This window comes from Sphingobacterium sp., assembly GCF_039596235.1.
Taxonomy (GTDB): Bacteria; Bacteroidota; Bacteroidia; order Sphingobacteriales; family Sphingobacteriaceae; genus Sphingobacterium.
Window position 1 is genome coordinate 204,456 of sequence record NZ_JBCNKE010000003.1, and the last position, 13,305, is coordinate 217,760.

At 39.5% G+C, this 13,305-nt stretch carries 9 protein-coding genes; 8 read left to right on the plus strand and 1 reads right to left on the minus strand.

Going from position 1 to position 13,305, the window contains the following annotated elements:
* Window positions 1-2: 2 nt before the first annotated feature.
* From ABDW32_RS08315 to ABDW32_RS08330, 4 genes are all read left to right on the plus strand, one after another.
* Complete coding sequence (locus tag ABDW32_RS08315) at window positions 3-1,376, plus strand: RagB/SusD family nutrient uptake outer membrane protein (protein ID WP_343561296.1); 1,374 nt, start codon at window positions 3-5, stop codon at window positions 1,374-1,376.
* A 4-nt stretch (window positions 1,377-1,380) separates the two neighbouring features.
* A complete protein-coding gene (locus ABDW32_RS08320; RefSeq protein WP_343561298.1) occupies window positions 1,381-1,959 on the plus strand; it encodes a fasciclin domain-containing protein in 579 nt (192 codons plus the stop codon).
* Between the two features lie 186 nt (window positions 1,960-2,145).
* Window positions 2,146-3,507, plus strand: coding sequence for a Gfo/Idh/MocA family oxidoreductase (locus tag ABDW32_RS08325; RefSeq protein WP_343561300.1), 1,362 nt, complete (start codon window positions 2,146-2,148; stop codon window positions 3,505-3,507).
* Between the two features lie 167 nt (window positions 3,508-3,674).
* On the plus strand, window positions 3,675-4,637 hold the full coding sequence (locus ABDW32_RS08330; RefSeq protein ID WP_343561302.1) for a hypothetical protein: 963 nt from the start codon (window positions 3,675-3,677) through the stop codon (window positions 4,635-4,637).
* A gap of 73 nt (window positions 4,638-4,710) precedes the next feature.
* On the opposite strand, the gene ABDW32_RS08335 is transcribed toward ABDW32_RS08330, so the two are convergent.
* Window positions 4,711-5,184, minus strand: a complete 474-nt coding sequence (locus ABDW32_RS08335) for a hypothetical protein (protein ID WP_343561304.1) — start codon at window positions 5,182-5,184, stop codon at window positions 4,711-4,713.
* A 510-nt stretch (window positions 5,185-5,694) separates the two neighbouring features.
* Here ABDW32_RS08335 and ABDW32_RS08340 point away from each other — a divergent pair.
* The 4 genes from ABDW32_RS08340 (at window position 5,695) to ABDW32_RS08355 (ending at window position 13,269) form a co-directional block, all read left to right on the plus strand.
* A complete protein-coding gene (locus tag ABDW32_RS08340) occupies window positions 5,695-6,294 on the plus strand; it encodes a sigma-70 family RNA polymerase sigma factor (RefSeq protein WP_343561306.1) in 600 nt (199 codons plus the stop codon).
* 312 nt (window positions 6,295-6,606) lie between these two features.
* Window positions 6,607-7,782, plus strand: a complete 1,176-nt coding sequence (locus ABDW32_RS08345; protein WP_343561308.1) for a FecR domain-containing protein — start codon at window positions 6,607-6,609, stop codon at window positions 7,780-7,782.
* 191 nt (window positions 7,783-7,973) lie between these two features.
* Window positions 7,974-11,336, plus strand: coding sequence for a TonB-dependent receptor (locus ABDW32_RS08350; protein ID WP_343561310.1), 3,363 nt, complete (start codon window positions 7,974-7,976; stop codon window positions 11,334-11,336).
* 19 nt (window positions 11,337-11,355) lie between these two features.
* Window positions 11,356-13,269, plus strand: coding sequence for a RagB/SusD family nutrient uptake outer membrane protein (locus ABDW32_RS08355; protein WP_343561312.1), 1,914 nt, complete (start codon window positions 11,356-11,358; stop codon window positions 13,267-13,269).
* The last annotated feature ends 36 nt before the right edge of the window (window positions 13,270-13,305 follow it).

Genomic DNA, 13,305 nt, shown 5'->3' on the forward strand with positions numbered 1-13,305 from the left:
TGATGAAAAAATTGTTAAAATATACATTTTGTTCTCTTCTATTTTTATCCGTTGGCGGTTGTTCGAACTCGTTGCTGGATAAGGAGCCTATTAGCAACGTTTCTGGAGAGGGGTACTATAAAAAGCCCAGTGATGCACAGGCCGGTGTCAATGGCATCTATAATGGCTTGCAATCTCTTTTCCGTCAGAACTTTGCTTACTGGGGTGAGGGGCGGGCTGATAATATTGTGACCCGTCATGCCGGTGATCCTGCCGCGCTGCAGCAGAACGCGCTGACTCCGGTTATTAATTCGGCACGTTGGGATAATTTTTATACTGTTATATCCCGTGCGAACTATGCGATCAAATATATTCCACAGGCATTTGGAACTGAAGATAGTGAACTTAAAAGGCAACTACTTGGGCAGGCCCATGCTTTAAGGGCACTAGCTTATTTTTATTTGGTTCGGATATGGGGGCAAGTCCCTCTGGTTACAGAACCCTATGAGGGATTGGATCAGGACATGTTTGTCAAAAAGAACACGGAGGCGGAGGTATTGGCTAAGGTGGAAGCAGATTTAATTCTGGCAACAGAGAATTGCGCTTCAGATTATTCAGGGGCCAAAAACCGTGTGCTGATTACCAAAGGCGCAGCTTATGCTTTTCTGACACAGCTCTATATGTGGCAAAAAAAGTATGCACAAGCGATAGAAATGGCTGAAAAAGTAATCGTAGATTCGCAATATGCCTTGGTGCCAATTGAGGATTGGAATAACATCTTTGTCAAAGGAAGTAGTACCGAAAGTATTTTTGAAGTCGGCTATAATGAAGTGCAGCCCAATAATCTACGTGTATGGTATGCGAATGGGTCAGATAGTGATTATGTACCCAGTGCGGGTTTTATAGCGTCAATCGAATCCGACGATCTCCGCAAACCTCGTATTTACGATGTGTCCCAAGTTCAGCCCCGTAAGATATGGAAGTTTTTTGGGCAAGGATTTAATGACGAGAGCCCAGAACCCTCGGCAGGCAATATTGTATTAACGCGATTGGCCGATATCCTCCTACTAAAGGCTGAAGCACATGCCAATTTAAATCAGCCTGTCGAAGCATTGGATTTACTGAACCGTATACGTACCCGTGCGGGACTCTCGGTGTTGGATCAACATAAGGCTGAAAGCCAATTCGGAAGCTTAGTTGCCAGTATTGTTCACGAACGGTCTATAGAACTTTGTTTTGAGGGACACCGTTGGTTTGACCTCCTCCGGAATGAAACTGCAATTTCGACAATGAAACCAATCAATGGCCTCTCTGATAAACGAAATTTGCTGTGGCCAATACATGAAAGTGAACTTCTTAAAAATCCAAATTTGCAACAAAATGAATTTTATAGATAAGCTTATGAAGAAGATCAAATATATCTTTACTTTTTTTCTATGCAGCTTGGGTATATTGTCCACGTTCTTTAGTTGCGAAATTCAGGAAAGCTTTGAGTATGACTACGCAAAAGACAATAGTAAACTGAATATGTCAACATGGACATACATCCAGGGGAACGATTCATTGTCTTTACTGAAACAAGCTATCTTGCAATGTAAGGATGAAGCATTGTATGAACGTAAAGAAAAAGCGACGTTTATTTTACCGACTAATCAAGCTTTTACGGCATATCTCAAGGAAAATAAATACGATAATATTGCCGCTATTCCGGTATCGATATTGAAGGATATTTTGCGTTATCATATTGTCAAGGCGGTAGTGAATTTTAGTGATCCTGCCTTGGCTCCGAGTAACAAGCCAATTGCTTATACGACTGAGAAAGGTCAGACGATGTACTTGTCCCATACCAGTACCTATATTGGGCTGATCAATGAAGGGACTAATAACCAATGGCAAATCCGCACATCTAATTTAGCTCCGGATAATGGTGTCATCCATGTCGTTGATCACATTGTATTTTTATCCGAGAAGACGAAGTAGGTCTATTGGCGACCTGTTTTCAGCACAATGTCTTGGGTATAAAATATAAGGAAAAAATGGAAATTCTAACAGCTGATAAAAAGCTGTGGTGATCATGGATATAATTGAAAAAATAATAGGCCGGTAAACATTATCTTCAGTTTATTGTTTTGTTTTATACTAAACTAAACAATAAGCCAGTAAATTATGGTTGATTATACGCTGAACCGAAGAAACTTCATTCTGGGGACAAGTGCTCTTGTTACTTTATCCGCTTTATCCGCTAAAGGATTATCCCTTGAACCTTTACCGAAAAATACCAAGGTCGGACTGATCGGGGCAGGTTGGTATGGAAAAAGCGATCTATTTAGGCTAATGCAGGTCTGCGATGTCAATGTAGTGGCGATTTGCGATGTTGATAGCCGTCATTTGGAGGAGGCCGGGCGATTGGTCGGAGAACGTCAGCGCTCAGGGCAGGTTCCAAAGCTTTACAAAGATTATAGGAGGATGCTTGCCGAGCATCAATTCGATCTCATTCTGATCGGCACACCTGATCATTGGCATGCCAGACAAGCCATAGATGCGATACGTTCGGGAGCACATATCTATTTGCAAAAACCTGTTAGTGTTGATGTCCTTGAAGGAGAGGCGATACTCCGATATGCGCGAAAATATAATAAAAAAGTACAGGTAGGAACACAACGGCGGAGTACAGCGCATCTGATTGACGCCAAAAAGCAGGTTATAGATCAAGGTTTACTTGGTAAGATATCGCATGTGGAAATGTGCTGTTATTATCATATGAGAAGGAATGGTAATCCGGCACTGGAGCCTGTTCCGGACTTTCTTGATTATGAACTATGGACTGGTCCTGCTCCTTTACGTCCTTACGACGGTTTACCTCATGGCGGTTGGTGGCGAACTTTTATGGAATATGGAAATGGTATCACCGGTGATATGGGGATGCATATGTTTGACACAGTGCGTTGGTTATTACAGCTCAAATGGCCAAAGAAAATTAGTGCAACAGGGGGGATCTATGTACAAAAGGAGGGAAAGTCGAACATTGCGGATACACAGACAGCAGTTTTTGAATATGATGAGCTTAATTGTATATGGCAACACCGAACCTGGGGTAATCCCATGGATCCCGAATATCCTTGGGCGTTTATTATCTATGGGGATAAAGGAACGCTAAAAGGAAGTGTGATGAAATATGAGTTTATTCCAGTTGGTAAAGGCACTCCCATAAAAAAAGACGTGGTTTATGAAAAGGAGAAATTTCCAGCTGATCTGGAGGAACCTAGAATTGAATTGCACACCGCTCCTGCCACACGGCAACATCTATTGGATCTGTTGTCTGCAATAGAACAGGATCGATTGCCTGTGGCTGACATCGAAGAGGGCTATATATCGACAGCCTGTTGTATACTCGCCAATATTTCTATGCAAGTAAATAGACCATTGAGATATGACCCTTTGAAAAAAATCTGCATCGATGATCCAGAAGCAACCAAGTTACTGAAAAGACCTTATCGAATGCCCTGGCAACATCCTTATCAGTCCTAGTATAAATGATAATCTTGATTTTTTAGTGAGCACGTTGATGTATGCGCAAGAAATTGGACGAACAAATATTAGCGAAAGGCATTCGAAAATTTGTTCTCCTCCCTTTAATTTTTAATAGGCAATTTATCTTTTGGCATTTTTACGATATTTAACCGGATATCGAAATTATGCAATTGAAATTTAATAAACTACTTGTGCTGTTATTGACATTATACGTTAATCTTGTCTGCGCACAACAAAGCGAACAACATATTGAAGGGGTATATCAATCTTCCGATGCTGCATTTGTTATAAACAAAAACAAGACTTTTTTGATAATAGCTTACGGAACCTTAATAAAAGGTACCTGGAAGATCGAAAATAATCTTATTTATCTACAGCCTAAAAATCCTGACGCTCAATTTTATGTATATGCGCGGAAAAATCCGACTATCAAATACGGGATGCGTGTTTGTTTCATGGGGGACCGTTTGAGTAGCGCAATTTTGGTCGGAAAGTTCCCGGACAAGATGCAGCCACTTTTTAATGAAGATGCGAATTGTAAGGACTTTCCCAGTGTTCATCTGTTTAATGAAAAGATGGATACAATTACTTTATTGGAGCAAGAAAATCAGGACAATGATCGCGGAATTGAGATTCCTAAATTGATGTATCATTTTGCCAGTGGCGATTACAATGATTTTATTGTACAACATATGCAGCGTAGCTTGTATCACAATGATATTATGCTCAAAATTAGCAAAGAAGGGTTATATGCAGTCAGTGATCAGTCAGATGAGCCTATTCGCAAATCTACTAAAGAGGAAGAATTTACTATGCTCGAAGAACTGAAATTTTTAGACCAATCTTTTGATAGCGCCTTTGATGCGGATTTCAAATTGGTAAATAATGGGTACAATACCCATGATGATATGGATCAGGAAATAGCGTTAGCAGCTTACAGATATGATAAGGAAAAAAATCTATATCTCAGCCGGGCGATACCTGCAAAAGAACTGGACTATAAAAGCACAGACTACCATTACGATGGTATATTAATGAAGTTTGACCGGATTAAGGGAAAATCAGAACCCCAGACAGCTGTGAAAATATTGTCGAATCCGATATTTATTGCGAATTGTGATAATTGACCCATGGGGCAGGTGGTTATAGCATATATCGTTTAGGATTGAGAAGCTAAAAAGACTAAAAGCCATTTGCTATTTATTGACATCTTAGTACAGTTTTCGTTGCGCCACTCGATTTGGTAGATACACGCTCAGCTGGCTGTGAAAGGATATAATCGATCGAAACCACATTTACTTTCGCATGTTGTTTTGGCTCAATCACTTTATTATCTTCTCCTGCTGCGGGTGTATTGTCCCCGTAGTAGTAATATTCGAAAATTAGGTTCCGATCTGTATTATTAAAGATGTAGGACGCCTTTCCGTAGCTGATTTTAATGCCATCTTTTGTTGTAGGGAATAACACTACCTCTTTGCTGTAATTATTACAATCGGTAATAGTCAAGATAGTTGGTGTAAACCAATTGATCGGGATAGTTAACAGAAGCAGTAATAATATAGCATCATTTTTACTTTCCTCTTTTTTGATAAATCGGGTATATAGGGGCTTGATAACTATTAAAAGACAAAATATTCCAATAACAATTAAATAAGTGGTTAATGATACGATCATAGGTCTAAAATTAATTTGTGACTAAAAAAGGTTCTGCGATTTTTTACTTTATTAAGTAGCTGATTAGTTATATTTAACAGAACGTTATCGAATTTCGTGCCAGTTTTAAGATTTTTATACTGCTATATTTCGGAGCAATCGCTCGAAGTTCACGTAAATTTTTAGGACGCTAGTCCAGAAGTGAAACGGCTTTCTTACGACAAAATAGTCCTGTATTTGGTATTAAGACCAGTGATTTTTTTCTGCTTGCTTATTAAGCAAGGCCAGTGGTTATCGTAATATTTTACATGTTTTTACGTGTTTTATACATCTCGGATCTATTTTATATTATTTCTTTTGTTTAAAGATCAATTGTCAAGCGACTGTCAGGCGGCCTAAGGAGATTTTGCTGCTTTTTCAACTCGTCAAGTACCTAGAAAAGCACATGTGCGGAACGTAGGAATTATTTTCCCGCACATCGGAATGCAATTGAAAAACCATGGATTATTGAACTTCGATAGAAATAGAATTATGAGTCTAGAGGACAACGCAGTATTGCTCTTACAATTGGCTGAGGGGAATCAAAAGGCATTCGAAAAGCTCTATTACAACTATAGAACTCAGATTTTCGGCAGAATATTAAAACAGGTCAGATCGGTGGAGTTTGCACAGGATATTATTCAGGATGTATTTGTAAAGGTTTGGCAGAACAGAGCGCAGATAGATGTTTCAAAAAATTTTAAATCCTATCTCTATACAATTGCACAAAGCACAGTTTACGATTATTTTCGGAAAATAGCTTCAGACCAAGCTAAATGCGAACAATTGATGATTCTATCGAGGGGCACATGTACAAATAATATTGAAGATGGAGTCTCTTATAAAGAAATGGAGAAATACCTCAATGATATATTGGATATTATTCCCGAGCGATGTAGGGAAGTCTATGTACTCTGCAAACTCGAAGGCAGGAGCTATGACGAGGTGTCCAAACTTTTGAATATTTCTACAGCAACAATCAACAATCATATTGTTAAAGCTTCCAGTATTATTAAATCACATTGGAATTGGAATTACTGCTGCTTTCTGATGATGTTGTTTGCAAATTATCATCCGATATTTCTTACCTAGCATTATAAGCTGTCGTTGTTTTTCTTACGTTTTTTTATTTAAAGAATACCACTCGATATTTTTATTTAGGAATTCTAATGAAAGTGTTTCCCTCCTAATTGCATGCGCCCTGATATTACGCACCTAAATAATGTAGTTGCATCCAGCCGAAGTCTGCCTGCCAACATATATTCAACTCAATAAATTATACTTTAATAATTCAGGAGCAAGCACAACGGCTCCTGTGTTTGCCGATAATTATTTTTTTTCGATTCGGCATAGTTGATATTTTTTTTGCTTACGTATAAGAGGTAAAGTAAGACCAATTATACTGTGGAACAAACCAAATTAATAAGCTTATATAGAAGGTATCTCGCTAAACAATGTACGGATGAGGAAGTTCATCTGCTCTTGCATTATATGCGACAAAAGGAGCATACAAAGCTTTTCAAAGAACTTATTCTGGAAGATTTGCAGCTTGAAGATGAAATCGAGTTAGATGAAGATGCTAGAATGGCTATTCAGCAGCTTGATGAATATTTCGATCGCGCATATTTTTATCAGAATCGAAAAAAGAGCAGTAAGAAATTATTCACATGGATATCAATCGCAGCTGCAGCTTCAATCATATGTGCAATTTCAGTATTATGGCACACTCATCGTGGTAATGAATCTGAACCTGTGGGAATAACAGAAAATCAAAGCACGCTGATAACAAGTAATGGTAAAGAGATCAAGCTTGATGGTACCTCCAACGTTGAATTATTGCGGGAAAATGGTGCAGTGATTTTACAGGATAGTTTAGGGGATATCCATGTTAAAACACTGGATAGTCTCTCAGGTCTTAAACGTCAAATCATTTATCAAACCATCCGGACGGCCAAAGGCAGACAATCACGTATTTATCTTACCGATGGTAGTGCTGTGGTTTTAAATTCCGATTCACAGCTCAAATTTCCACTTTTCTATGCTGAAGGTCAACGGGAAGTCGAGCTTCAGGGGGAAGGATTTTTCGACATAGAATCCAACAAACATAAGCCCTTTATCGTTAAAACGCATGATCAACGTATCAAAGTATACGGAACCAAGTTTAACGTAAATAATTATGAAAATGAGCAAACAACCAAAACCACTTTATTCCATGGTAAAGTGTCTGTCCAGAATCTGATCGGATCATCTCCACAGAAAGAGTACATTCTTAAACCGGGTGAACAGATTGTCCTTGATAAAAAATCCAAAGCTTTAAAACAAGATAAGACTGAAAACGAGGAGCAGGTATTGGGATGGAAAAATGGCGTGTTTGTTTATGATAATGCGACATTAAAAGAAATTATGCGGGATTTTGCTAGATGGTATAGCATTGATGTGGACCTCGAATCCCTTCCAGCACTTACATTTAGTGGAACTATACCGAGAAATTATGAACTGGACAGAGCGCTGAATGTTATCGCGCGAACGGCAAATATCAAGATTAACCGAATTGGAACTACACTAAAATTTGAAAAATAGATGGGGAAAAAAACTTAAGCAAAGAAGCCGACAGTACTGCCATACCGTCGGCACACATTAGGGTAATACAAAATTTTCTAAAAACCTAACATCACAAAAGTATGAATTTAAAAGTTCAATACAAGCATTTGTATTGTTTATTACAGCGCCTATTTTGGCCTGCAATATGTACTCGCAAGCATCTAATCATAATGAAGCTAACATTTGTAATTACATTTTTATGTTCAATTTCGGCATTTGCGAAAGGCTATGGCCAACGTATCAATATCGAGTTGAAAAATGCAGCGGTAGAATCTGTGCTGAAAGAGATCAAGAAACAATCGGGCTACGATATGTTCTATAATGTCGATCTGATCAGCCCTTTAAAAAAGACAAATTTTCGAGTGAAGAACGCCACACTTGAAGATGCGTTGAATGAAGTTACAGCTAATTTAGGACTTGCGTATGCGATAGAAGATAGAATGATTATCATCTCCAAAAGAAAAGAGAACCGGATTATTCAACATTCGATCAGAGGTACAGTTTCGGGAGAAGGAGATAAAAAATTACAGGGTGTATCTGTTGTGGAAAAGGGGACAAGCAATGGAACGACAACAGACGTTGATGGCAATTATAATCTCAACGTGTCGAATCCTAAGGGGATTCTTATCTTTTCTATTGTTGGTTATGCGAGAAAAGAAGTGCCGATCGATGGGCTTCAACAGATAGATGTACAGTTAACAGAAGATAAAAGTGAGTTGGATGAGGTAGTTGTTGTCGCTTATGGTCAGCAGAAAAAGGAGAGTATGGTCAGTTCCATTACAACAATCAATCCGAAGGAATTGAAGGGGCCAACCAGCAATTTGACAACGATGCTTGCAGGAAGGCTTTCAGGGGTTGTTGCCTTTCAGCGAAGTGGTGAGCCTGGCGCTGATAATGCACAGTTTTTTATCCGTGGGATCACAACATTTGGAAGTGGGAAAGTAGATCCATTGATTTTGATTGATGGTATGGAGTCTTCTTCCAATGCGTTAGCGCGGTTACAGCCGGATGATATCTCTGGTTTTTCCGTGTTAAAAGATGCCGCAGCATCCTCACTTTATGGGGCCAGAGGCGCGAATGGCGTGGTGTTGGTGACAACGAAATCTGGAATTTCAGGTAAAACGAAATTCAATGTGCGGGTTGAAAATTCGCTTTCTTCCAATACCCAAAATTTCAAATTGGCGGACAATATCACTTATATGAAGCTGGCAAATGAAGCTGTGTTGACTAGAGATCGTTTGGGAGAACTGCCATACAGTCAAAACAAGATTGATCGGACGATTGCCGGTGATAATCCCTTACTGTATCCAAATAATGACTGGATTGGTCTATTAATCAAAGATTACACACTCAATCAACGGTTTAATATGAATATGAGTGGGGGTGGAAAAAATGCACAGTTTTATATTGCAGGAACCTATAACGTAGATAATGGTGTGCTGAAGTCTGATCATGGAAATAAATTCAATAACAATATTAACCTGAAAAGCTATCAGATCCGTTCGAATGTCAATGTTAAACTGACACCAACCACGGAGGGAATTGTAAGAACTTCAGGTAGTTTCGATGATTATCAAGGTCCGATCGGCGGCGGCGGGAATATCTTTCAAGGGGCAATAGCTGCTAATCCTGTTAAGTTTCCAGCTGTTTTCCCGGCATCTGATATGCCTTACGCCGAACATCCTTTATTTGGAAATGCTAAAATTAGTGAAAGGGGAGAAGCGTTGTATTTTAATCCGTATGCAGAGATGGTTTCGGGATTTCAACAATACAACACTTCAACATTAAATGTGCAGCTTGAAGTTAAGCAGGATTTCAAATTCCTAACAGAAGGTCTGAGTGCAAGGATGATGGCTTATACACAACGCTATTCGTATTTTGATTTGAGCAGAAGGTACAATCCTTTTTATTATAGGGCAAACGCACTATATGCCAAAGGTGATAAATATGCATTGGAATTGCTCAATGAGAAAAACGCCACGGAGTATCTGGATTACAATAAGGGAGAAAAAGTTTCGAATACAGTGTCTTACTTAGAGGCTGCGGTTAATTATAACCGTGTTTTTTCAGAAAAACATAGTGTTGGCGGTCTATTGGTAACTCAACTGCGGAGTTTTCTTACAGGTAATGCAGCTGATCTTCAAGCTTCGCTTCCTTTCCGCAATCAGGGACTATCAGGAAGATTCACATATGGTTACGATAACAGATACTTGCTTGAAGCAAATTTTGGGCTAAATGGATCTGAACGTTTTGCGAAAAATCATCGTTATGGCTTCTTTCCTTCAATTGGGGTTGCCTGGAATGCATCCAATGAAGAGTTTTTTAGATCCTTAAGACAGACTATAACGAAACTAAAATTCAGAGCAACTTATGGGTTAATCGGTAATGATCAGATTGGCAATACAGACGATCGTTTCTTTTATCTTTCTAAAGTGAATCTGAGAGATGGAGGTCATGGATCAGCTTTTGGTACAAACTATACCTACAGCAAAGATGGTGTATCGATTTCGAGATATGCCAATGAGACGATTACCTGGGAACAGGCGAGCACAGTCAATCTGGGGATGGATCTGAGCTTGTTTAATAGTGTTAATATTATTCTGGATGCCTATAAGACGCATAGAAAAAATATTCTAATGAATCGGGCTTATGTTCCTACTACAATGGGTTTATCTGCCGGAATACAGGCTAATGTGGGTGAAGCAGAAGGGAAAGGTATTGATCTTTCGGTAGATTACAACAAGAATTTTGGTGATATGTGGGTGCAGGCAAGGGGAACATTTACCTATGCCACGAGCAAATTACTTGTCAATGAGGAACCCAATTACCCAGCAAATTTAGCTTATCAGTCCAAAGTCGGCCATCCGCTTAGCCAATATTATGGTCTCGTTGCAGAAAGACTTTTTGTCGATAATGAAGAGGTGAAAAACTCTCCAGTACAGACTTTCGGTGAGGTGATGGGTGGAGATATTAAGTATCGGGATATAAACGGAGACGGTATCATCTCATCCTTAGACTATGTGCCATTGGGTTTACCGACAGTACCTGAAATTATTTATGGCTTCGGATTATCAGTAGGTTATAAAAAGTTTGATCTTAGTGGATTCTTTCAGGGATCCGCGCGATCATCTTTCTGGATCGACCCCGATAAAACCAGTCCTTTTGTTATGAATGGCCCCTATCAACATGGTTTATTACAGGCCATTGCTGATGATCACTGGTCCGAGGAGAATGGAAATATTTATGCTTTCTGGCCTCGTTTAAGTCCTAATCTGAATCAAAATAATCTCAAATCTTCTAGCTGGTGGATGCGTAATGGCTCTTTTTTACGCTTGAAAACAGTGGAATTGGGGTATAATCTCTCGAGCAAGATGCTTGATAAAATGGGGGTGGGACCGATCAGACTTTATTTAAATGCCAGCAACCTGTTCGTCAAAAGTAGCTTTGATCTTTGGGATCCGGAGATGGGTGGTAATGGTCTGAGATATCCGCTTCAAAAAGTATACAATTTCGGACTAAATGTCCAATTCTAATACAAAAAAGAAATTCAATATGAAAAGATATACGATTCGTTTGATCCTTTCGGCAGCATTGCTGCTATTTATGATGAATTCCTGTAAGAAAAGCTTTTTAGATGTGGTTCCAGACAATGTCTCTACCATTGACCATGCTTTTTCCAATCGGAATGAAGCAGAGAAGTTTTTATTTACCTGTTATGATGGTCTGCCGCGGGAAGGCCATCCGGAAATGAATGCAGGTCTTAATACCGGAGACGAGTTATGGATTTATTGGCCAATGCCAACTGGGGAGGATTATTCAAGTTTATCTCCCTATAATATTGCCAGAGGGCTTCAGAATAAAGATGAACCCGAATTAAACTATTGGGATGGTTATGATGGACGATCGATGTGGAATGGCATTCGGAACTGTAATATATTTCTTGAAAATATAGATCGGGTCAAAGATGTTGAACCTTATATGAAAGATCGTTGGATTGCAGAAGCCAAATTTTTAAAGGCTTATTTTCACTGGTACCTCTTTCGGATGTATGGCCCTATCCCTATTGTCGATAAGAACCTGCCTATTTATGCTTCGCCAGAGGAGGTCAAAGTAAGTCGGCAGCCAGCTGACTCCGTCGTTAATTATATTGTGAATTTATTAGATGAGGCAGCCGCAGGAGAAGGTAGTGTGGGCTTACCAGATAAGATTATAAATCAAAGTACTGAATTGGGGAGAATCACGAAACCTATCGCACTTGCAATAAAAGCAAGATTGCTTGTCACAGCCGCGAGTCCTTTATTTAACGGAAATCCGGATTTTGCCAATATTAAGAATCCTGATGGGAGAGCATTATTTAACGCAACCTATGATCAGAAAAAATGGGAAAGGGCAGCAGAGGCATGTAAATTAGCGATTACGGCAGCAAGAAATGCGGATATTGATTTGTATCGTTTTATTTCGCCCACAAAGCCGGTTGATGATTTCACAAAAACGGAAATGAGCATCCGAAATGCTGTATGTGAGAAGTGGAACTCGGAGTTGATCTGGGGCACAACGACCAAGCCGAATGATACCTGGACGCTGCAACTTTATGCGAGTCCGCAGTTAGATCCAAACGTTCCTAATTCCGGTTTAAAAGGACAACTTGCGCCTACCATGAAAATGGCCGAATTGTTTTATACCGAAAATGGTGTCCCCATTACTGAGGATAAAACATGGGACTATGCCAATAGATTCCAGCTACGGACTGCGACAGCTGCCGATCTTGGGATACAGGATGGCTATCAGTCAGTTGGCTTGCATTTTAACCGAGAACCACGCTTCTATGCAGATATGGCATTTGACGGTTCCAAATGGTATATGGAAAATGGAAATTTTAACATTCAAGCCAAATCAGGCCAACATTCCGGGAAAAAGCAAAGCCGCATTTATTCGGTGACAGGTTATTACACCAAAAAATTGGTCAATTGGAGAATGGTTGCAAGCGCAACCAATATTACGGTAGAGCGCTATCCATGGCCTGTGGTGCGCTTAGGCGATCTTTATTTACTTTATGCTGAGGCATTAAATGAGACGGATAACAAAGCTCTTGCTTTGGAGTATGTCAATATGATAAGAGATCGTGCAGGACTTAAATCTGTCGAATCTTCATGGACAAACTTCTCGAAAAATCCGAATAAATATACTGACAAGAATGGTTTGCGGGAGATAATTCAACAGGAACGTTTGATTGAGATGGCTTTTGAGGGTAGTCGTTTCTGGGACCTGAGACGCTGGAAAAGAGCTGGTGAATTTTTGAATCAGCCTATTTATGGTTGGGATGTTATCCAAACAAGCTATTCGGATTATAACCGTAGGGTATTGTTGTTCAATCAGAGCTTTAATAGCCCCAGAGATTATTTTTGGCCGATAAAAGACTACAGTATTTTGGTAAATCCGAATCTGGTTCAAAATGGCGGCTGGTAGCAATTGCCGGAGAAAATTTAGTATGAGTGATTAACT

Bases quoted from the DNA above. Each gene is read 5' to 3' on its own strand.
- ABDW32_RS08325 (WP_343561300.1), top strand. From the start codon at position 2,146: ATGGTTGATTATACGCTGAACCGAAGAAACTTCATTCTGGGGACAAGT.
- ABDW32_RS08320 (WP_343561298.1), top strand. From the start codon at position 1,381: ATGAAGAAGATCAAATATATCTTTACTTTTTTTCTATGCAGCTTGGGT.
- ABDW32_RS08350 (WP_343561310.1), top strand. From the start codon at position 7,974: ATGAAGCTAACATTTGTAATTACATTTTTATGTTCAATTTCGGCATTT.
- ABDW32_RS08330 (WP_343561302.1), top strand. From the start codon at position 3,675: ATGCAATTGAAATTTAATAAACTACTTGTGCTGTTATTGACATTATAC.
- ABDW32_RS08355 (WP_343561312.1), top strand. From the start codon at position 11,356: ATGAAAAGATATACGATTCGTTTGATCCTTTCGGCAGCATTGCTGCTA.
- ABDW32_RS08315 (WP_343561296.1), top strand. From the start codon at position 3: ATGAAAAAATTGTTAAAATATACATTTTGTTCTCTTCTATTTTTATCC.
- ABDW32_RS08335 (WP_343561304.1), bottom strand. From the start codon at position 5,184: ATGATCGTATCATTAACCACTTATTTAATTGTTATTGGAATATTTTGT.
- ABDW32_RS08340 (WP_343561306.1), top strand. From the start codon at position 5,695: ATGAGTCTAGAGGACAACGCAGTATTGCTCTTACAATTGGCTGAGGGG.